General features: G+C 68.1%; 22 protein-coding genes. 13 read left to right on the top strand and 9 right to left on the bottom strand.

The genetic code is table 11. The features are described 5' to 3' along the window. Window positions 1-2: 2 nt before the first annotated feature. Window positions 3-908, bottom strand: coding sequence for a metallophosphoesterase (locus tag AB0269_RS12875; protein ID WP_366211669.1), 906 nt, complete (start codon window positions 906-908; stop codon window positions 3-5). A 42-nt stretch (window positions 909-950) separates the two neighbouring features. Further along, window positions 951-1,871, bottom strand: coding sequence for an AEC family transporter (locus AB0269_RS12870; RefSeq protein WP_366211668.1), 921 nt, complete (start codon window positions 1,869-1,871; stop codon window positions 951-953). Between the two features lie 143 nt (window positions 1,872-2,014). On the opposite strand from AB0269_RS12870, the gene AB0269_RS12865 reads away from it, so the two are divergent. Beyond that, on the top strand, window positions 2,015-2,149 hold the full coding sequence (locus AB0269_RS12865; RefSeq protein ID WP_366211667.1) for a hypothetical protein: 135 nt from the start codon (window positions 2,015-2,017) through the stop codon (window positions 2,147-2,149). Window positions 2,150-2,224: 75 nt separating this feature from the next. Here AB0269_RS12865 and AB0269_RS12860 read toward each other — a convergent pair whose 3' ends face one another. Beyond that, window positions 2,225-2,995, bottom strand: a complete 771-nt coding sequence (locus tag AB0269_RS12860) for an IclR family transcriptional regulator (RefSeq protein ID WP_366211666.1) — start codon at window positions 2,993-2,995, stop codon at window positions 2,225-2,227. 58 nt (window positions 2,996-3,053) lie between these two features. On the opposite strand from AB0269_RS12860, the gene hutH reads away from it, so the two are divergent. The 4 genes from hutH to AB0269_RS12840 are packed head-to-tail and all read left to right on the top strand — an operon-like array spanning window position 3,054 to window position 8,344. Further along, the gene (hutH, locus tag AB0269_RS12855; RefSeq protein ID WP_366211665.1) at window positions 3,054-4,601 is read left to right on the top strand and encodes a histidine ammonia-lyase; all 1,548 of its coding nucleotides are present in this window, start codon (window positions 3,054-3,056) and stop codon (window positions 4,599-4,601) included. Beyond that, complete coding sequence (hutU, locus tag AB0269_RS12850; RefSeq protein ID WP_366211664.1) at window positions 4,598-6,241, top strand: urocanate hydratase; 1,644 nt, start codon at window positions 4,598-4,600, stop codon at window positions 6,239-6,241. The genes hutH and hutU overlap by 4 nt, the downstream gene beginning before the upstream one ends. Window positions 6,242-6,251: 10 nt before the next feature. Continuing rightward, a complete protein-coding gene (gene hutI / locus AB0269_RS12845) occupies window positions 6,252-7,442 on the top strand; it encodes an imidazolonepropionase (RefSeq protein ID WP_366211663.1) in 1,191 nt (396 codons plus the stop codon). Then, window positions 7,439-8,344, top strand: coding sequence for an arginase family protein (locus AB0269_RS12840; RefSeq protein WP_366211662.1), 906 nt, complete (start codon window positions 7,439-7,441; stop codon window positions 8,342-8,344). Before hutI ends, AB0269_RS12840 begins: the two co-directional genes overlap by 4 nt. Window positions 8,345-8,348: 4 nt before the next feature. Here AB0269_RS12840 and AB0269_RS12835 read toward each other — a convergent pair whose 3' ends face one another. Next, on the bottom strand, window positions 8,349-9,626 hold the full coding sequence (locus AB0269_RS12835; protein ID WP_366211661.1) for a DUF445 domain-containing protein: 1,278 nt from the start codon (window positions 9,624-9,626) through the stop codon (window positions 8,349-8,351). A gap of 56 nt (window positions 9,627-9,682) precedes the next feature. Here AB0269_RS12835 and AB0269_RS12830 point away from each other — a divergent pair, with 56 nt between their 5' ends. Next, window positions 9,683-9,955 (top strand): metal-sensitive transcriptional regulator, encoded by a 273-nt coding sequence (locus AB0269_RS12830; protein WP_366211660.1) that lies wholly within the window; start codon window positions 9,683-9,685, stop codon window positions 9,953-9,955. A 51-nt stretch (window positions 9,956-10,006) separates the two neighbouring features. On the opposite strand, the gene AB0269_RS12825 is transcribed toward AB0269_RS12830, so the two are convergent. The 4 genes from AB0269_RS12825 to AB0269_RS12810 are packed head-to-tail and all read right to left on the bottom strand — an operon-like array spanning window position 10,007 to window position 14,065. Continuing rightward, on the bottom strand, window positions 10,007-11,167 hold the full coding sequence (locus AB0269_RS12825) for an acyl-CoA dehydrogenase family protein (RefSeq protein WP_366211659.1): 1,161 nt from the start codon (window positions 11,165-11,167) through the stop codon (window positions 10,007-10,009). Then, window positions 11,164-11,919: an alpha/beta hydrolase gene (locus AB0269_RS12820; RefSeq protein ID WP_366211658.1), complete on the bottom strand. Its 756-nt coding sequence runs from the start codon at window positions 11,917-11,919 to the stop codon at window positions 11,164-11,166. Before AB0269_RS12820 ends, AB0269_RS12825 begins: the two co-directional genes overlap by 4 nt. 23 nt (window positions 11,920-11,942) lie before the next feature. Next, window positions 11,943-12,854, bottom strand: a complete 912-nt coding sequence (locus AB0269_RS12815; protein ID WP_366211657.1) for a sugar kinase — start codon at window positions 12,852-12,854, stop codon at window positions 11,943-11,945. Beyond that, on the bottom strand, window positions 12,851-14,065 hold the full coding sequence (locus AB0269_RS12810; protein ID WP_366211656.1) for an MFS transporter: 1,215 nt from the start codon (window positions 14,063-14,065) through the stop codon (window positions 12,851-12,853). Before AB0269_RS12810 ends, AB0269_RS12815 begins: the two co-directional genes overlap by 4 nt. 368 nt (window positions 14,066-14,433) lie before the next feature. On the opposite strand from AB0269_RS12810, the gene nrdH reads away from it, so the two are divergent. Genes nrdH through AB0269_RS12775 form a run of 7 tightly spaced genes read left to right on the top strand, consistent with a single transcriptional unit; the run spans window position 14,434 to window position 19,803 of the window. Continuing rightward, the gene (nrdH, locus tag AB0269_RS12805; protein ID WP_120228032.1) at window positions 14,434-14,667 is read left to right on the top strand and encodes a glutaredoxin-like protein NrdH; all 234 of its coding nucleotides are present in this window, start codon (window positions 14,434-14,436) and stop codon (window positions 14,665-14,667) included. An 11-nt stretch (window positions 14,668-14,678) separates the two neighbouring features. Then, complete coding sequence (nrdI, locus tag AB0269_RS12800) at window positions 14,679-15,128, top strand: class Ib ribonucleoside-diphosphate reductase assembly flavoprotein NrdI (RefSeq protein WP_366211655.1); 450 nt, start codon at window positions 14,679-14,681, stop codon at window positions 15,126-15,128. Further along, the gene (gene nrdE / locus AB0269_RS12795) at window positions 15,125-17,269 is read left to right on the top strand and encodes a class 1b ribonucleoside-diphosphate reductase subunit alpha (protein WP_366211654.1); all 2,145 of its coding nucleotides are present in this window, start codon (window positions 15,125-15,127) and stop codon (window positions 17,267-17,269) included. The genes nrdI and nrdE overlap by 4 nt, the downstream gene beginning before the upstream one ends. 43 nt (window positions 17,270-17,312) lie before the next feature. Further along, window positions 17,313-18,290, top strand: a complete 978-nt coding sequence (gene nrdF / locus AB0269_RS12790) for a class 1b ribonucleoside-diphosphate reductase subunit beta (protein ID WP_366211653.1) — start codon at window positions 17,313-17,315, stop codon at window positions 18,288-18,290. Between the two features lie 17 nt (window positions 18,291-18,307). Beyond that, the gene (locus AB0269_RS12785) at window positions 18,308-18,604 is read left to right on the top strand and encodes a hypothetical protein (RefSeq protein WP_366211652.1); all 297 of its coding nucleotides are present in this window, start codon (window positions 18,308-18,310) and stop codon (window positions 18,602-18,604) included. Window positions 18,605-18,661: 57 nt separating this feature from the next. Beyond that, window positions 18,662-18,874, top strand: coding sequence for a hypothetical protein (locus AB0269_RS12780; RefSeq protein ID WP_175985483.1), 213 nt, complete (start codon window positions 18,662-18,664; stop codon window positions 18,872-18,874). Then, window positions 18,874-19,803 carry an aldo/keto reductase gene (locus tag AB0269_RS12775; protein ID WP_366211651.1) on the top strand — a complete coding sequence of 310 codons (930 nt, stop codon included), beginning with the start codon at window positions 18,874-18,876 and terminating at the stop codon, window positions 19,801-19,803. The genes AB0269_RS12780 and AB0269_RS12775 overlap by 1 nt, the downstream gene beginning before the upstream one ends. A gap of 24 nt (window positions 19,804-19,827) precedes the next feature. On the opposite strand, the gene AB0269_RS12770 is transcribed toward AB0269_RS12775, so the two are convergent. Then, window positions 19,828-20,436, bottom strand: coding sequence for a GNAT family protein (locus AB0269_RS12770; protein WP_366211650.1), 609 nt, complete (start codon window positions 20,434-20,436; stop codon window positions 19,828-19,830). Window positions 20,437-20,463: the final 27 nt, after the last annotated feature.

Raw genomic sequence — 20,463 nt, 5'->3', positions numbered from 1 at the left:
GCTCAGGGCGCCAGCGACTGCGCAGGATCGGCGGGGCGTCCGGCGTCTTCGATGATGTCGGCGACGGCATCCGCATCGAAGTGGAACACCATCTCATCGGGAGTCAGCCGCTCGACGAACGGCACCACGCGCACCCGGTCGCCGTCCACCGTGACGACCGATCCGCCGAAGCCGTTGATCGCCGCCTCCTCGGCCGGGTCTCCGAACGCGCACGAGATGTTGGTCACGCCTGGGGCCACCGTCACCGGAACGCCGGAGACGACCTCGGTGACAGGGAGATGGTAGTGACCTGACAGGATGACGCGCACGTCCGTGTCTCGGACGATCTCGATGAGGTCGCGGCCGTCCGCGTCGTCGAGTGCGAGCGCCTGCAGCAGGTCGGTCTGCGCTGCGACGGGCGGATGGTGCACGACGACGATCGTGCCGTGCTCGGCGGGTTCGGCGAGCGTCTCACGCAGGAACTGCTTCTGCTCGGGCTCGAGGTCGCCGTACCCGAAACCGGGGATCGAGCTGTCGAGCACGACCAGACGCCAGCCGTCGTGCGCCGCCACCGAGACCACGGGGCGATCAGATGCATCGCCCGAGGGCACCTGCTCATCGGCATCCGGCTGCCCGCCGCCCAGCACGGCGCGGAACCCTTCACGTCCGTCATGGTTTCCCATCGCGAACACCAGACGGGCTCCGCGCGCCTGCGCCCACGGCTCGAGCTGCGCGCGCACACGCCGGTACGACTCCTCCGAGCCGTCTTCGCTGACATCGCCCGAGACCACGACGAGGTCGAACAGCAGGTGGCCGACGTGGGCGAGTGCACGGCGCAGATGCTCCGCCGTGTCGACGACGCCGTAGTGCCGGCCGCCGTCGCGCGAGAAGTGCGTGTCGCTGAGATGAAGGATTCGCAGGCCGCTCATGCCCTCACTCTGCCAGATGGCGGCGACATGCCGACGGCGGATTCAACCGAGCAGCAGGGTCGCTGCGAGCAGCACGGGGATGCATCCGATCGTGGTGATGAAGACCGTGTCCCTCGAGATCGATTCGCCGATGTCGTAGCGCTGCGAGTAGTTGAACACGTTCTGAGCGGTGGGCAGCGCCGCCAGCACGACGACGATCAGAACCTCGTGCGCGGACAGTCCGAAGACGAACTGCGCGACGACCCAGGCGAGAACCGGCATCAGGAGCAGTTTCAGCCCGCTCGCGAGCAGCACATCCTTGCGATACCCCGACGAGTCGAGCACCCGCTGGCCGAACAGCGAGATGCCGTAGCTGATCAGCAGAACCGGCACGCACGCGTTCGCGATCAGTGTCGCCGGTTCCATGACGATCGGCGGCAGCTCGATGTCGAGCACCGAGACGAGCGTGCCGAGCGCCGAGCCGACGATGATCGGGTTCGTCGCCGTGCGGACGAACGTGCGCCACACCGAGGTCCGTCCGCTGGTGACGGTGTCGAGGATCGTCAGCGAGATCGGCGTGAAAACGAGCAGCTGCATGAGGATGACCGGCGCCGGGTACGCGGCGCTGCCCAGCAGATACAGCGACAGCGGGATGCCGATGTTGTTGGAGTTCACCTGTCCGGCGGACAGCGCTCCGATCACGGTCTCGCCGACCGAACGCTTCCAGACGAGCTTCGCCATGAGCGCGTAGATGCCGATGATCAGCGCTGCGGCGATCGCCGAGACCGGGAGGAGCGAGGAGAAGAGCACGCGCGCATCCGCCTGCGCGAGAACAGTGAACAGCAGGAAGGGCGACAGGACGAAGAAGGTCAGACGACCCAGGACGTGGCGTGCGCTCGGACCGAGCAGATCGATGCGGCCGAGGATGTACCCGACGGCGATCGCGAGTCCGACGACGGCGAATCCGGTCAGAGTCTCGAGCACTTTCCGAGCCTAGCGCTCGACCGCTTCTGCATTCGCCGCGAGACCCTGTTTTTCCTTCTCACCGGGCAATTTGACTTCCCCTAGGAACCGGCTATGGTCAGTGGCACACCCGCCAGCCGATACGAGAGGGGAAGCGAGTCCCAATGGCAGGAAAGACGCCCACACTGAAGAAGGGCAAGAAGACAGCGCAGCTGACGCTCAAGGAGAAACGAGCAGCCAAGCGCGCCAAGCAGGCGCCGGAAACCTTCATCAAGCCCCGCAAGGGCGCGGCCGGCTGACCCGACGAAGGCCTGGCCCCTGGGGGAGTCGCGGACTGGTGAGCTGCGGCTCCCCTCACCATTTCCGGCGGCCGGTCATCGCAGACGGCGCTGGAGTTCTGCAGCCGTCTCGATGACGCTGCTCGCCGCATCCGCCTCGGCCGGACCCGACCCGCTCGACCAGGTGACGGCGACCGCCGCCACCGGCCATCCGGAGGTGTCGAGCACCGCGGCGCCGACGGACCGCGTTCCGCTCGTGACCTCGCCGTCCTCTGACGCGTATCCGGCGGCGCGGATGCTACGCAGCAGCTCGCGCAGCTCACCGACTCGACCGGGCCCGAGTCCCGTCCGCGTCGAGAACGCCGACGCGTTCGGATACAGCGCTCGGACCTGCTCGCGCGGGAGGGCTGCGAGCATCGCGCGCCCCGTCGCCGTCAGGTGCGCAGGGAGGCGTACGCCGACGTCCGTCACGAGAGCAGGGCGCCGCGGTGCGCGCTCCTCGACGATGTAGACGACGTCCGAGCCGCTCAGCACCCCGAGGTGCGTGCTCTCGCCGAGCCGGTCGGCCAGCGCCGCCACGAGCGGACGGCCCAGGCGCGCGAGCGGCTGCTGCCGGGCGAAGCCTCCGGCGAGCTCGGACGCCGCCGTTCCCAGAGCCCAGCGGCGTTCCTCGCGCAGGTGCAGCACGAATCCGTGGTCGGCGAGGGTGTTGAGCAGGTGGTGCACGGTCGAGCGCGGAAGAGCGAGCTCGCGGGCGATCGCGGATGCCGCGACCGGGGCCGGTCGTGTTGCGAGGTGTCGCAGGATCCGCAGCGTCTGGTCCGCAGCGGGGACCTGCGGAGAGCGGGACGCATTGTCTGGGATCACAGACACAGGATGCCATGGCCTCCTGTTCCCCGCCAGCGCAGGGGTGTGGAATCGACTCATGCCCCACCACATCCGCATCGGCGCCGACGTCCTCACCCCGGCGCAGGTCGTCGCGGTCGCCCGAGACGGCGCCCCGGTCGAGCTCGACAGCAGCGCCCTGGACCGCATCGCCGAGACGCGCGGCATCATCGACGCGCTGGCCGCCGATCCCCGCCCGCACTACGGCGTCTCGACCGGATTCGGCGCCCTCGCCACCACGTTCATCGCTCCGGAGCGCCGTCGGCAGCTGCAGGCCAGCCTCATCCGCTCGCACGCCGCAGGGACGGGCGCCGAGGTGGAGACCGAGGTCGTCCGCGCCCTGCAGCTGCTGCGTCTGCAGACCCTGGCATCCGGACGCACCGGCGTGCGCCCGGTGGTCGCGGAGACGTACGCCGCCATGCTCAACGCCGGGATCACGCCGATCGTCCGCGAGTACGGGTCGCTGGGATGCTCCGGCGACCTCGCACCGCTCGCTCACATCGCGCTCGCCGCCATGGGAGAGGGCGAGGTCCGCGTGGGCGACGACCCTTCGACAGGCTCAGGGACCGTCCCGGCATCCGACGCGCTCACCGCCGCCGGCATCGAGCCGCTCGTCCTCGAGGAGAAGGAGGGGCTCGCGCTCATCAACGGCACCGATGGGATGCTCGGGATGCTGCTGCTCGCGCTGCACGACCTCGAGATGCTCGTCACCACGGCCGATCTCGCCGCCGCCATGTCGGTCGAGAGTCAGCTCGGCACGGATGCGGTGTTCGCGGCCGACCTCATGGCACTGCGTCCGCAGGACGGGCAGGCGGTCTCCGCGGCCAACCTGCGGGCTTTCCTCACCGATTCCCCGATGGTCGCCAGCCACCGGGGACCCGAGGACGGCCGTGTGCAGGACGCATACTCGCTGCGCTGTTCGCCGCAGGTGCACGGCGCCGCACGCGACACGATGTCGCATGCGGCGATGATCGCCTCGCGCGAGCTCGCCAGCGTCATCGACAACCCCGTCGTCACGGTCGACGGCCGGATCGAGTCCAACGGCAACTTCCACGGGGCGCCGGTCGCGGCCGTCCTCGACTTCCTCTCGATCTCGGTCGCCGATGTCGCCTCGGTGTCGGAGCGGCGCACCGACCGTGCGCTCGACCCCGCACGCAGCCACGGTCTGCCGCCGTTCCTCGCCCACGAGGTCGGCGTGGACTCGGGGCTCATGATCGCGCAGTACGCCGCTGCGGGCATCGTCTCCGAGCTCAAACGGCTCGCGGTGCCGGCATCCGTCGACTCCATCCCGTCGTCCGCCATGCAGGAGGATCACGTGTCGATGGGCTGGGCGGCCGCGCGCAAGCTGCGCCGCGCGATCGACGGGCTCGCCCGGGTGCTCGCGATCGAGATCATCACCGGCGCACGGGCGCTCGACCTGCGCGCCCCGCTGAAGGCAGGTCCTGCCACGGGCGCCGTGCGCGACCTCGTCCGAACCGTGGCCGCGGGCCCCGGGCCCGACCGGTTCCTCTCGCCCGAGATGGAAGCCGTCACCGAACTCGTCCGAACGGGCGCCGTCGCCCGTACCGCACAGGAGGCAACCGCATGACCCGCACGATCCACGCCGCACGCGGCGCCGAGCGCACCGCGAAGAGCTGGGGCGCGGAGGCCGCTAAGCGCATGCTCATGAACAACCTCGATCCCGAGGTCGCCGAGCATCCCGAGGACCTCGTCGTCTACGGCGGCACCGGCCGCGCCGCGCGCAGCTGGGAGGCGTACGACGCGATCGTCCGCACCCTCGACGAGCTCGAACCCGATGAGACGCTGCTCGTGCAGTCCGGCAAGCCGGTCGGCGTCTTCCGCACGCACGAGTGGGCGCCGCGGGTGCTCATCGCGAACTCCAACCTCGTCGGCGACTGGGCCACGTGGCCGGAGTTCCGCCGCCTCGAGTCGCTCGGCCTGACGATGTACGGGCAGATGACGGCAGGGTCGTGGATCTACATCGGCACGCAGGGCATCCTGCAGGGCACGTACGAGACGTTCGCCGCCGTGGCGCGGAGCCTCGGCCGCGACTCGCTCGCCGGAACGCTCACGCTCACCGGCGGCGCCGGAGGCATGGGAGGTGCCCAGCCCCTGGCGGTGACCATGAACGGGGGAGCCGTGCTCATCGTCGACGTCGACGAGACGCGGCTCGCCCGCCGCGTCGAGCACGGCTACCTCGACGAGTACACGGCCGATCTCGATGCAGCGGTCGCCCGCGCCATCGCCGCGAAGGATGCCGGCGCGGCCCTGTCGGTGGGGGTCGTCGGCAACGCCGCGGATGTCTTCCCCGAGCTGCTGCGCCGTGGCATCCCGATCGACATCGTCACCGATCAGACCAGCGCGCACGACCCGCTGGCGTACCTGCCGCAGGGCGTCTCGGTCGCCGACTGGAAGGCGGAGTCCGAGCGCGACCCGGAGGAGTTCACGCGCCGTTCGCGTGCATCGATGGCCGCGCACGTCGCCGCGATGGTCGGTTTCCAGGATGCCGGTGCCGCTGTCTTCGACTACGGCAACTCGATCCGCCGCGAAGCCGAGCTCGGCGGCTTCGAGCGGGCGTTCGCGTTCCCCGGGTTCGTGCCGGCGTACATCCGCCCGCTGTTCGCCGAGGGCAAGGGGCCGTTCCGGTGGGTGGCGCTCTCCGGAGACCCCGCCGACATCGCCGCCACGGACCGCGCCGTGAAGGAGCTGTTCCCCGAGGACGCGGCCCTGCACCGCTGGCTCGACCAGGCCGGGGAGAAGGTGCACTTCGAGGGTCTGCCCGCCCGCATCTGCTGGCTCGGCTACAAGGAGCGCCACCTCGCCGGGCTCAAGTTCAACGAGATGGTCGCCTCCGGTGAGCTCAAGGCGCCGATCGTGATCGGCCGCGATCACCTGGATGCCGGATCCGTCGCGTCCCCGTACCGCGAGACCGAGGCGATGGCCGACGGCTCCGACGCGATCGCCGACTGGCCGCTGCTGAACGCGCTGCTGAACACGGCTTCGGGAGCGTCCTGGGTGTCGCTGCACCACGGCGGCGGAGTCGGGATCGGGCGCAGCATCCACGCCGGCCAGGTCACGGTCGCCGATGGCACGGCGCTCGCGGCCGAGAAGCTCGAGCGCGTGCTCACGAACGACCCGGGCACCGGCGTCATGCGCCACGTGGATGCCGGATACGAACGCGCCCGCGAGGTCGCGCGCGAGCGCGGCCTGAACGTGCCGATGCTGTGAAGATGAGACCATGCGCACCCTGATCACGAACATCGGCGAGCTGAGCACCTGCACGATGCAGATCGACGGCGGTGCCGGGATCATCCGTGACGCCGCTGTCGTCGTCGAGGACGAACGGATCGCATGGGTGGGCGCTGCCGCAGACGCGCCGGTCGCCGACGAGATCGTCGACGCCGCGGGACGCGCGATGATCCCGGGCTTCGTTGACAGCCACAGTCACATCGTGTTCGGCGGCGACCGTGCCGCGGAGTTCGAGGCGCGGATGGCCGGGGCGAAGTATGCCGCCGGCGGCATCCGCTCGACCGTCGCCGCGACCAGAGCTGCGTCCGACGACGAGCTGCGCGCGCGACTGCGCGGATTCATCGCCGAGATGCATGCGCAGGGCACGACGACCGTGGAGATCAAGAGCGGGTACGGCCTGGATGTCGAGACCGAGGAGCGCATGGTGCGTCTGGCCGCCGAGGCGACCGACGAGGTCACATTCCTCGGGGCGCATGTCGTGCCCGCCGAGTACGCCGACGACCCGGACGGCTACGTCGATCTCGTCACCGGCCCGATGCTGGACGCCTGCGCCCCGCATGCCCGTTGGATCGACGTGTTCTGCGAGACGGGCGCCTTCACCGTCCAGCAGGCCCGACGCGTACTCGAGGCCGGCATCGCCCGTGGCCTTGCACCGCGCGTGCACGCGAGCCAGCTCGGCCCCGGTGACGGCGTGCAGCTGGCGATCGATCTGGATTCGGCATCCGTCGATCACGGCACCTATCTCACCGATGGCGACGTGTCCGCGCTCGCGGCATCCGACACCGTGCTCACCCTGCTGCCCGGCGTCGAATTCTCCACACGACAGCCGTACCCCGACGCCCGGCGACTGATCGATGCCGGCGTGACGGTCGCGCTCGCGTGCGACACCAATCCCGGTTCGAGCTTCACCTCGTCCATGCCGTTCTGCATCGCCGTCGCCGTGCGCGACATGGGAATGACGCCCGCCGAGGCGCTGTGGGCGGCCACCGCCGGGGGAGCGGCTGCACTGCGTCGCGACGACATCGGCGTGATCGCTCCCGGCGCCCGCGCCGACCTCGTGCTGCTGGACGCGCCGAGCCACGTGCACCTGTCGTACCGGCCCGGTGTGCCGCTCGTGCGCAGCGTCTGGAAGGACGGCGCGCTCGTCGTAGGCTCCGCCGAGCGAGGAGGCGCAGCATGACGCTGCCGGTCGATGACAGGTGGCCGCGGGCGGGGGGATGGCCGCCGTTCGATGCCCCGGAGTGGGCGGACGCCGTGCTCCTGGGGGTTCCGACGTGGCGGACATCGCTCTCGACGACCGGCGCGCATGCGACTCCCGCCGCGATCAGAGCGGCACTCCCGCGGTACAGCGCCGTCCTGATGGGGCCGCCGACGCTCGATCTGAACGACGCTCTGCGCATCGCGGATGCCGGTGACATCGCCGAGCCCGACGACGAGGACGGCATCGCCCGGACGGTCGCGCGCGTGGCCGAGATCGCGGGTGGGAGCGACCTCGTCATCGCCCTCGGGGGCGACAACTCGCTCACCTATCCGGTGGCTCGCGGTGCGGCCGCGACCGGCCTCATCACGATCGACGCCCATTTCGATCTGCGTGATGGGGTGTCCAACGGCTCACCAGTGCGCAGGCTCGTGGAGGACGCGCCCGCGTCGGAACGCATCGACCCGCGCCGGATCGTCCAGATCGGCATCGCCGACTTCGCGAACTCCGCGGACTACGCGCAGCGGGCCGCCGACTGGGGCATCCGGGTCATCACGATCGACGAGGTGCGTCGCCGCGGCATCCAGGACGTCTGTGCCGAAGCGCTCGAGATCGCGGGCGGCGGCGACGCACCTCGCATCCACCTCGACGTCGACGTCGACGCGGCCGACCGATCCGTGGCTCCCGGCTGCCCGGCGAGCGTGCCGGGGGGATTCGCGGCCTGGGAGATGCGGGCGCTCGTGCGCGGTCTCGTCACCGATCCGAGCATCGTGAGCGCCGATCTCGCCGAGGTGGACGCCACCGCCGACACCGACGACGCGCGCACCGTGCGACTCGCGGCGCTCTGCGTGCTCGAGATGCTGGCGGGCCTCGCCGCGCGCTGACGGCTCAGACGCCGGGGATCAGCGCGTGCGCGATCGAGAAGATCGCCAGTCCCGCCAGGGCGCCCACGACGGTGCCGTTCAGGCGGATGTACTGCAGGTCGCGGCCCACCATCAGCTCGATCTTCTCGGTGGTCTCGGCCGGGTCCCAGCGCTCGACGGTGTCGGTGATGATCGAGGCGATGTCGTGCCGGTATCGGTCGACGAGGAAGACGGCGGCCTCCGACACCCAGGAGTCGACGCGGCGCTGCAGTGCGGCATCCGTCACCAGGCGCTCACCGACCTCCTCGATCGCCTGCACCGCCCGCACCCGCAGGCTGCTCTGGGGGTCGCCGAGCGAGCGGATCAAGCCATTCTTGGCGGTGTTCCAGGCCTCTGCGGCCAGAGCCCCGACGCGGGGGCTGTCGAACAGCGACGCCTTGGCGTTCTCGAGCTTGCGGCGCGTGACGGGATCGTTCTGCAGGTTGTCGGCGAGGCGGGCGAGGTAGCCGTCGATCGCGAGCCGGGCGGGATGCCGCGGATCGGTGCGGACGGCGTCGACGAACTTCACGGCCTCGTGATAGACCGTGTCATCGACGAACCGGTGCGCGAGTTTCGGCACCCAACCCGGCAGACGGCGCGAGACGAGTCCGTGGAAGGCGTCCTCGTTGGCGATGAGCCACGTGCTGATGCTGTCGGCGGCGAGATCGATCGCGCCGCGGTGGGCATCGGATTCGACGATCTTCTCGAGCCAGGCGCCAGCCGGCGGACCCCATTCGGGCTGAACGAGGTGTTCCCGGGCGAGGTCGGTGATGAGATCGCGGACGTCGTCGTCGCTGAGCGCGTTGAGTACGCCGGTGGCGATCGCCGACCCCTCGGCGGCCACGCGTTCGGCGTGCGCCGGCTGCTGCAGCCACTCGCCGGCGCGGCGGGCGATCGGCGTCGAGGCGAGCTTCGTGCGCACGACGTCGGCGGCCAGGAAGTTCGTCTCGACGAATTCGCCGAGGGTCCGACCGATCTCGTCCTTGCGGTTCGGGATGATCGCGGTGTGCGGGATCGGCAGTCCGAGCGGGCGGCGGAACAGGGCTGTGACGGCGAACCAGTCCGCGAGCGCGCCGACCATGCCGCCCTCGGCCGCGGCGCGGACGTACCCCAGCCACGGATGCCGCTCCTGCAGCCAGAACGCGATCACAAACACGATCGCCATGAAGATCAGCGCGCCCAGCGCGATGCCCTTCATCAGGCGCAGGGCGCGCAGGCGCTCCTGATCGGCGGGAGAGAGTAGAGCCATCGGAGTGCGCGGCATGCTGTCATCCTCGCACGCACTCGGTCCCTGAGCCTGTCGAAGGGTAGCCTCGTCTCGTGATCGAAGACATCAAGAAGCGCGCGCTGCACCGCACCAGCATCCTGGAGGGTCAGCTGCGCGGCGTCGCCCGCATGATCGAGGGCGAGGAGTACTGCATGGACATCATCACGCAGTCCCGCGCCATCCAGCGCTCGCTCGAGTCGCTCAACCGCCTGCTGCTGGAGAACCACCTGCGCACGCATGTCACGCACATGTTCGAGCAGGGCGGCGACGAGCGCGATCAGGCCGTGGACGAGCTGCTCAAGGCGTTCGACTTCGACCGCAAGTAGTCACTCGACCGCTGAGCCCTTCGACAGGCTCAGGGACCACCTGTCGAAGCGTCAGGGACCGTCGACCGGCCCGAGCAGCTCGCTCGCCGCAGTGGAGTGCGCAGATTCCGGATCGGACGGGTGGAACACGCCGGCCAGCACGTCGCGGTACAGCCGCGAGAGTTCGTTCGACGAGAAGTACGATCCGCCGCCCGCCGTGAGGATCGCCTGATCCACGACGTGCTTGGCCATCACGACCGCGCGGTGCTTCGTCCCCGACAGCAGCGTGAACCAGCGCGCACCGTTATCGACCTGATCGTCGACATCTCGAGCGAGCGCGGCGATCTGCGGCGGCAGGGCGTCGTACGCCAGGCTCATGTCGGCGATGCGCCAGCGGATGTCCGGGTCCTGACTGTACGCGAGGCCGGTCTTCTTCGACGTGCGCTCGTGCACGGTCTGCACCGCCAGGTCGATCGCACGTCGGGCGATGCCGGTGTAGACCGAGGCGAGCAGCAGCTCGAACACGCTGAAGATGCCGAAGACGATCGGGTCGGGTGAGGGGCCGGGGTCGATGCGCCGCACGACGTGCTCCGGTGCGGCGACGGCGCCCTTCAGCCGGGTCGTGCGGCTCTGCGTCGCGCGCATGCCGAGCGTGTCCCAGTCGTCGCTCGTCGTGACGGCATCCGTGCGGTCGACGAACGCGAACACGAGCTTGGGCGCGTCCGGCGAGGTGGTGTCGAGTCCGTGCAGTCCGAGCTTCGTCCACACCGGCGCGAGGGACGTGAAGATCTTCGTCCCCGTGAACGCGTACGAGCCGTCCTCCGCCGGCACCGCCGAGGTGTCGCTGCCGAACAGCACGAGGTCGTTGCCGCCCTCGCTGATCCCGAACGCGAAGACCTCGCCGGCGGCGGCGCCGTCCTGCACGAACTCGAGCCCCGGCACGCCCCGGTCGGTGAACACCTTCGCGACGCCGGTCCAGACCAGATGCATGTTGATGCACAGGGCCGTGGCAGGGGATGCCGTCGCCAGCCGCTGCTGCAGGATCGCCGCCTGCTCGAGCCCGAGGCCGGCGCCCCCGCGCTCGGTCGGGACGAGGATGCTCAGGTAGCCGGCATCCCGGAGCTCGTCGAGATCCTGCTGGGGGAAGGTGTTCTCCCTGTCGTGGATCGGAGCGCGCTCGCGGATACGCTCGAGCAGGTCGTCGGGAAGGTGGACGGCCGGGTCGAAACTCATGACAGTGCCTCCAGCAGGTGGCGGACGGTGTCGTCCGGCTTGTCTCGGTGCGGCGAGTGTCCCGCGCCGGCGACGACGGACATCGAGATTTTCGCGTTCGCCGCGAGCACCTCGGTGGCGACTTCTCCCGTGAACAGGCTGTAGACCTCGGGGTCGGCGCCGATGATGTGCGTCGGAACGGTCAGGCGGGCGGCATCGGCCCGCACATCCCACGGCTGGTTCTGCGCGCTGGTCTGCTCGACGGCCCAGCGGCTGCCGCGGGCGACCGCATCGATCTTCAGCTCGTGATCCTGCGGTTGCCAGTGCGGATGCTCCGTCTGCACGATCTCGATGCGGTTGTCCGCGAACGCGCGCTCCTGGCTGCGGCGGACGATCGTCGCATCGCGGCCGTCCACGAGGATGGCCGGGTCGATGAGGACGAGGCGCTTCGTCCACTCCGGGGCGGATGCCGAGGCCGCCGTGCTGGATGCTCCGCCCAGGGAGTGCCCGATGACGGCATCCCATGCTCCGCCGCGGGCGGGTCGGGTCGCGGACAGATCGCGTGCGTAGGCGGCGACCGTGTACTCCAGAGCACGCGGAGCGTCTCCGTGCCCGCGGAGGTCGACGGCGACGGCGTGCCAGCCGGCGTCCGCAAGGGCTGTTCCCAACCGCCACATGAGGGCGCCGGACGAGCCGAGCCCGTGCACGAGGAGGGCGGTCTTCGACGATGCCGGGTCTCCCCATGACAGCTGGGGCAGGGTCACAACGCTCACAGGATCAGCCTACGAGTGCGACATCAGTCGATGGGCGGCATGTCCGCGGCGATGCGCAGCACTCGCGCTGCGGCGTTGTGGCCCGCCTGCAGGCGCTCTGCCATAGGGCGGTCCTCGAGCGTGGCGGCGAGGAATCCGGCGGCGAAGGCGTCGCCCGCGCCCACCGGTTCGACGACGTCGACCGTCGGCGCCGGGACGAACACGGGTTCGGCGTCGCCGTCGAACGCGGTAGCTCCGACATCGCCGTCCTTGACGACGAGGAGCGAGCACCCGGGCAGGAACTGCCGGATCTCGGATGCCGTCGCCGTGCCCCAGATGCGCTCGGCCTCGTCGCGCCCGACGAAGGTGATGTCGGCGGCGTCGGCCAGTCGCGCGAGCGTGTCGGCGGCATCCTGCCTCGACCACAGGGCGCGCCGGTCGTTCACATCGAACGAGACGCGCGCGCCCGCGGTCCGCGCGTCATCGAAGAGCTGATCGACCATGGCCCGTGTCGACGGCGAGAGCGCGGGCGTGATGCCGGTGGTGTGCACGATCCGTGCGCCGGCGAGGCGTTCGGGTGCGAGGAAGCCGGGTGACATGCGGGATGCCGCCGAGGCGCGGCGGTAGTAGAGCACCGACGATCCTTCGGCACCCGGGTCCTTGAACATGACCCCGGTGGGGGCGACGTCGTCGGTCTCGGTCCACAACTGGATGCCCCGGCGGGCAAGTTCGGTGGAGATGCGGATGCCGAGCGGGTCGTCGCCGAGGCGTGACGCCCACGCGACGGTGCGTCCGGCGGCGGCGATGCCGGCGGCGACGTTGGACTCTGCGCCGGCGAGGCTGATGGTCGCCTGATGCGCGCCCGCGAGCGGAGCATCCGTCGGGGTCACGAGGGCCATGGTCTCGCCGATGCAGATGATGTCGGGGGTGGCGGAGGCGTCGGTGGAAGCAATCATGTGGGTGAGATCGTCGTCACAGGTTCGGTGTCGGGGAACGGGCTGGGATCGCGATGGCGCAGGTCCGGCAGGAACCGGACGAACGCGGCGGACACGATGACACCGACGATAGCGAACAGCGCCGCGGCGAGATAGGCTCCCTGCGCTCCGCCGGTGCCGTCGACGAGGAACCCGGCGATCGCCGAGCCGGCGGCGGCACCGATCAGCTGCCCGGTACCCGCCCAGCCGAACGCCTCGGCCGTCTCGCTGAACTTCACGCTCGCCGTCGTTATCGCGAACAGTACGGCCAGGGCCGGAGCGATGCCGAGCCCGGCGATGAAGAGGGCGCCGCCGAGCCAGAAGATGTTCAGCATCACCATGGTCAGGGCGAGACCGACCGTCACGAGGATGAGGCGACGGGCCATCGCCCACGGGCCGATGGGAATGTGACCGAACGAGAGGCCGCCGACGAGGCTGCCCACCGAGAAGACCGCCAGCACGAGCCCGGCCTCCAGGCTGCCGTGGTCGAAGGTCGCCACGACGCCGACCTCGACGGCCGAGCACGCGCCGATGAGGAGGAATCCGATCACCGTCGCCAGCATCACCGGGGGCTTGAGCAGCACCTTGCCGAGGCTTCGCCGGCTGCGCGGGATACGGACCCTTCCGAGTTCGGGAGCGGCGATGAACCAGCCGCAGCCGAGGACGAGGATGATCGCGACGAGGAGGAGGCCCTCGGTGGTGCCGACCTGGGTCGAGACGAGGGTGATGACGACCGGGGCGAGGATCCAGATGATCTCCTGCAGAGAGGCATCCAGAGAGAACAGAGGGGTCAGCTGCGAGGAGTTGACGAGCTTGGGATAGATCGTGCGCACGGCGGACTGGATCGGCGGGGTGGACAGGCCCGCGAGCATGCCGAGCGCCATATACCCGGGCACGTTCAGGGGCAGCAGGGCGAGACCGAGGACGGCGAGGGTGCACACGATGGCCGTCAGCGAGATGACGCGGCGCATGCCCCACACGCCCATCCAGCGGCTGGTCACGGGACCCGCGACGGCCTGGCCGATCGAGGTGGCCGCGAGGACGAGCCCTGCGGCGCCGTACGAACCGGTCTGCTGCTCGACATGCAGGAGCACGGCGAGCGAGGTCATCCCGCTGGGGAAGCGCGCCGTCAGTTGAGACGCGATCATGCGCCCGACGCCTGGGGTGCGAAGAAGGTCCCGATATCCCGCCACGGGACAACGCTAGTGGGCGTCGAACGCCCCGTGCACGCACGTCGGCATCGCGACACGCCGCGACACGCCGCGCGACGCTTTCCACAGGAAATCGAGTGTCAGAGGCTCGCCGTAGAGTCCGGTCTGTGGATGGATTTCTGAACGGCTCCTGAGAACAGCGAGATCACGCGCATCTCGAGGCTCGGAATCGACCTCGGGACTGTGGATGAAACGGTGGACAACCTGTGTTGTAACCAGTGGAGAACGGTGGAAAACTACACGGATGTAACTACTATCCCTTGTGGTCACTCCTAATGTCCGTCCCCATATGTAGTATTGAGATCCCGACGGGGGGTCTGTCGGAAAACTTTGATCTGAGGGGAAAGAACATGTCGATCACGGTCTACACCAAGCCTTCGTGCGTGCAGTGCAACGCGACCTACCGCGCGCTCGATGCGAAGGGCATCGAGTACGAGATCCACGACCTCTCCGAGGACGCCGCAGCGCTCGAGCAGGTCAAGGCGCTCGGCTACATGCAGGCACCCGTCGTCGTCACCGACGAGGGTCACTGGTCGGGCTTCCGCCCCGACAAGATCGACGAGCTCGCGGCCCGTCTGGCGTAAGGGCGCCGATCATGACTGCGGTGGCCACCCGGGCGCCGCTCCTGGTCTACTTCTCCAGCACCTCGGGCAACACGGCCAGGTTCATCGAGAAGCTCGGCCTGCCGGCTCGCCGCATCCCGCTGTACCGCGCGGATGAGCCGCTGGTCATCGACGAACCCTTCGTCCTCGTCACCCCCACATACGGCGGTGGTCAGGGCAGGGGCGAGGAGAAGGGCGCTGTGCCCAAGCAGGTGATCCGGTTCCTCAATGACGAGAACAACCGGAATCTCCTGCGCGGAGTGATCTCCGCAGGCAACACCAACTTCGGCGACGCGTTCTGCCTCGCCGGTGACATCATCAGCCGCAAGTGTCATGTGCCGCACTTGTACCGGCTCGAAGTATTCGGCACGCAGGACGACGTTGATCGCGTGAGCGACGGATTGGATCGATGGTGGACATTGCAGTTGACGAGCAGGCAGTGACCGAGCAGGTGGCGTTCAAGGTCAACCCCGCATACGAAGGGCTCGACTATCACGCGCTCAACGCGATGCTCAACCTCTACGACGCGAACGGGCAGATCCAGTTCGACGCCGACAAGCGCGCGGCGCGGGAGTACTTCCTGCAGCACGTCAACCAGAACACCGTGTTCTTCCACTCCCTCAAGGAGCGCCTGGACTACCTCGTCGAGAAGGAGTATTACGAGGGCGAGCTCATCGCGAAGTACTCGCTGGAGTTCATCCAGAAGCTCAACGACCTGGCCTACTCGAAGAAGTTCCGCTTCGAGACCTTCCTCGGCGCCTTCAAGTACTACACGAGCTACACGCTGAAGACCTTCGACGGCAAGCGCTACCTCGAGCGCTTCGAGGATCGCGTCGTCATGACCGCGCTCGGCCTCGCCGACGGCGACGAGCAGATCGCGATCGACCTCGTCGAGGAGATCATCTCCGGTCGCTTTCAGCCGGCCACCCCGACCTTCCTCAACGCGGGCAAGGCGCAGCGCGGCGAGCTCGTCAGCTGCTTCCTGCTGCGCATCGAGGACAACATGGAGTCGATCTCGCGCGGGATCAACTCGTCGCTGCAGCTGAGCAAGCGCGGCGGCGGCGTGGCGCTGCTGCTGTCGAACATCCGCGAGTCCGGTGCGCCGATCAAGCAGATCGAGAACCAGTCCAGCGGCATCATCCCGGTCATGAAGCTTCTCGAAGACAGCTTCAGCTACGCCAACCAGCTCGGTGCCCGTCAGGGCGCGGGTGCGGTGTACCTCAACGCGCACCACCCCGACATCATGCGCTTCCTCGACACCAAGCGCGAGAACGCCGACGAGAAGATCCGCATCAAGACGCTGTCGCTCGGCGTCGTCGTGCCCGACATCACGTTCGAGCTCGCCAAGAACGGCGAAGACATGTACCTCTTCTCGCCGTACGACGTCGAGAAGGTCTACGGTGTGCCGTTCGGTGACATCTCGGTCACCGAGAAGTACCGCGAGATGGTCGACGACCCGCGGATCAAGAAGACCAAGATCAACGCGCGCGAATTCTTCCAGACCATCGCCGAGATCCAGTTCGAGTCGGGCTACCCGTACATCATGTTCGAGGACACGGTGAACAAGGCCAACCCGATCAAGGGTCGGATCAACATGTCGAACCTCTGCAGCGAGATCCTGCAGGTGAACACGCCGACCACGTACAACGACGATCTGTCGTACGACCAGATCGGCAAGGACATCTCCTGCAACCTCGGCTCGATGAACATCGCGCTCGCGATGGACGGGGGAGACCTCGGCGCGACCGTCGAGACCGCGATCCGCGGCCTCACCGCGGTCAGCAACCAGAGCCACATCTCGTCGGTGCGCTCGATCGAGGACGGCAACGACCGTTCGCACGCGATCGGCCTCGGGCAGATGAACCTGCACGGCTACCTCGCCCGCGAGCACGTGCACTACGGCTCCGAAGAGGGGCTCGACTTCACGAACATCTACTTCTACACGGTGCTGTACCACGCGCTGCGCGCCTCGAACAAGCTCTCGATCGAGCGCGGCGTCGCCTTCGACGGCTTCGAGGACTCGACGTACGCGTCGGGCGAGTTCTTCGACAAGTACATCGACCAGGCATGGGTTCCCACGACGGAGAAGGTCAAGGAGCTCTTCGCCGGTCACAGCATCCCCACGCAGGCCGACTGGGTCGAGCTCAAGGACAGCATCCAGAAGCACGGCATCTACAACCAGAACCTGCAGGCCGTTCCGCCGACCGGCTCGATCTCGTACATCAACAACTCGACGTCGTCGATCCACCCGATCGCGTCGAAGATCGAGATCCGCAAGGAGGGCAAGCTCGGTCGCGTCTACTACCCGGCGCCGTTCATGACGAACGAGAACCTGGAGTACTACCAGGACGCCTACGAGATCGGCTACGAGAAGGTCATCGACACGTACGCCGCGGCCACGCAGCACGTCGACCAGGGCCTGTCGCTGACGCTGTTCTTCAAGGACACGGCCACCACGCGTGACATCAACAAGGCGCAGATCTACGCATGGCGCAAGGGCATCAAGACGATCTACTACATCCGCCTGCGTCAGCTCGCCCTCGAGGGCACCGACATGAGCGAGTGCGTCAGCTGCATGCTCTGAGGCATGTGAATACAGTTCTGGTCACGGAGAGAGAAAAGAAGAGATGACCCCCGAATCGCTCAAGCTGGTCGAGCACGTGCAGGCGATCAACTGGAACCGCATCATCGACGACAAGGACCTCGAGGTCTGGAACCGTCTGGTGAACAACTTCTGGCTGCCCGAGAAGGTGCCGCTGTCGAACGACGTGCAGTCGTGGAACACGCTCACCCCCGAGGAGCAGCTGCTCACGATGCGCGTGTTCACCGGCTTGACGCTGCTCGACACGATCCAGGGCACGGTCGGGGCCGTCTCGCTGATCCCCGACGCGATCACGCCGCACGAGGAGGCGGTGTACACGAACATCGCGTTCATGGAGTCGGTGCACGCCAAGAGCTACTCGTCGATCTTCTCGACCCTCGCGTCGACGAAGGAGATCGACGAGGCATTCCGGTGGTCCACGGAGAATCCGAACCTTCAGAAGAAGGCGCAGATCATCATGGACTACTACCAGGGCGACGACCCGCTCAAGCGCAAGGTCGCATCCACGCTGCTGGAGTCGTTCCTCTTCTACTCGGGCTTCTACCTGCCGATCTACTGGTCGTCGAAGGCGAAGTTGACGAACACCGCCGACCTCATCCGCCTCATCATCCGCGACGAGGCCGTGCACGGCTACTACATCGGCTACAAGTTCCAGAAGGGTCTCGAGAAGGAGACCCAGGAGCGCCGCGACGAGCTGAAGGACTACACCTTCAACCTGCTCTTCGAGCTCTACGAGAACGAGGTCCAGTACACGCAGGACCTCTACGACGGCGTCGGTCTCACCGAGGACGTCAAGAAGTTCCTGCACTACAACGCCAACAAGGCGCTGATGAACCTCGGCTACGAGGCGATGTTCCCGTCGACCGTGACGAACGTGAACCCGGCGATCCTGTCGGCCCTGTCGCCGAACGCCGATGAGAACCACGACTTCTTCTCGGGCTCGGGCTCCTCGTACGTCATCGGCAAGGCCGAGGCCACCGAGGACGAGGACTGGGACTTCTGAAGCGGAGTCTGCACGCTATGGGAACCCTCGAATACAACAGCTCCCGCCCGCCGATCAAGGTCGACGACGACACTCTCGCCCACCTGAAGATCGTCATCGGGACGAAGCTCCGTCGCCACGAGAGCTTCATGATGACCTGGCTGCCCGAGGGCAGCGGCGACGGAGGGCGTCTCACGATCTGGATGAATCCGAGCATCCCGTTGATCCTCTCCTTCGACGGCTCGACGATGCCGATGATCGATTCGAAGCGCGTCGAAAGGATGATGGAGAGTCTCAGCGCCCGCGGGGAGCTCGTGCTCGACCAGCTCTCGTGAACAGGACGGCCGGTCCGCCGACTATCCTGGAGTGAGCATTCACAACAGGAGGCAGCCGTGATTCTCAGCTTCATCATCTTCTTGGTCATGTTCGTCGGCGGGATCTGGGTGATGGGCATCTCGCACGGCGTGCCGATGGACTTCCAGGCGCTCACGTTCTGCGCCGGCCTCGCCCTGGTCTGCCTGTCGATGGCGTGGATGATGCGCGAGGGCAAGAGCGGCGCCACCCGCCGCTCGAACAACTGGGACGGCGGCCCGGCCGCCAACTGATGAAGTCCGTTCCCTTCGGATCCACGACGGCACCCGCGGTCATCGCGGGGATGATGCGCATCTCCGACAAGGACGACGCGCAGATCAGCGAGCTGTACCGCACCGCGCGTGACGCCGGGATCGACTTCTTCGACCACGCCGACATCTACGGCGGTGCCATGCACGCCTGCGAGCAGAGGTTCGGCGATGCGCTGAAACTGAGTCCGTCCGAGCGGTCCGAGATCACACTGCAGACCAAGTGCGGCATCGTTCCGGCCGAGGGGATGTTCGACTTCTCCTACGAGCACATCGTCGCGCAGGTCGACGGGTCTCTGCGGGCGCTCGGCACCGACTACCTCGACGTGCTGCTGCTGCACCGGCCGGACGCGCTCGTCGAACCCGATGAGGTCGCCCGAGCATTCGACGAGCTCGAATCGTCGGGCAAGGTGCGCGCCTTCGGCGTCTCGAACCACACCCCGCGTCAGATCGACCTGCTGCGGACGGCCGTGCGGCAGCCGCTCATCGCCAACCAGGTGCAGCTGTCGATCACGCACGCTCCGATCATCACGCAGCCGATCGCGATGAACATGCTCGGCGAAGAGCAGAGCATCGTCCGCGACGGCGGCGGCATCGTCGAGTACTGCCGCATCAACGGCATCACCCTGCAGGCGTGGTCGCCGTTCCAGGCGGGCTTCTTCAGCGGGGTCTTCCTCGGCAACCCCGACCACCCCGAGCTCAACGCGGTCATCGATCGCCTGGCCGCCCGGTACGACGTGACGCCGACAGGCATCGCGACGGCGTGGATCACGCGCCACCCGGCGAACATGCAGGTCGTGCTCGGCACGACCACCCCGCAGCGCGTCGCGGATGCCGCGGCCGGCTCCGACATCGTCCTCACCCGCGCGGAGTGGTACGAGCTGTTCCGGGCAGCCGGTCACCTGTTGCCCTGAGCACGCGTCCCCGCACGCGCAGCGTCACCTCGAGCGGCGCTTCGCGAGCCGCGCTTCGAGGTTCGCCCTGACCGCGGGCCACTCCGGCTCGATGACGGAGTACTCGACGCTGTCGCGCAGGGCGCCGTTCCGGTACCGCGAGATCGCCCGCATCACGCCGTCCTGCTTCGCGCCCAGCCGTTCGATCGCCGCGCGGGACTGGAAGTTCACCCACTGCGTCGTCAACCCCACCCGGTACACGCCGAGCGTCTCGAATGCGTGCCGCATGAGCAGCAGCTTCGACTCGGCGTTCGTCCCGGTGCCGTGGGCCGACGGGCGATTCCACGTGTAGCCGATGTGCAGCCGGGGCACGGATGCGTCGAGGTCGTAGTACGACGTCATCCCGATCACGCGCCCCGCGGCGTCGAACGCCGTGAACGGCACCATCTCGCCGGTGTCCCTCAGGGCGAGGCGCCGTTCGATCTCGTCGGCGACGCCGTCCGGGGCGGGCACGGAGGTGTACCAGGCCGTCTGCCACAGGTCGCCCTCGCTGACGGCATCCATCAGACCGTCGGCATGCGAGCGGTCCAGCGGACGCAGCTCGACGAGAGCACCGGTGAGGACGACGGGCGAGGGGGAAGTCAGAAACGGCACCTGCTCATTCAACCAGCCGTCGTCTAC

The organism is Microbacterium sp. NPDC077644 (assembly GCF_040702785.1).
GTDB lineage: Bacteria > Actinomycetota > Actinomycetes > Actinomycetales > Microbacteriaceae > Microbacterium.
This window is presented reverse-complemented; position numbering and strand designations above follow the sequence as displayed.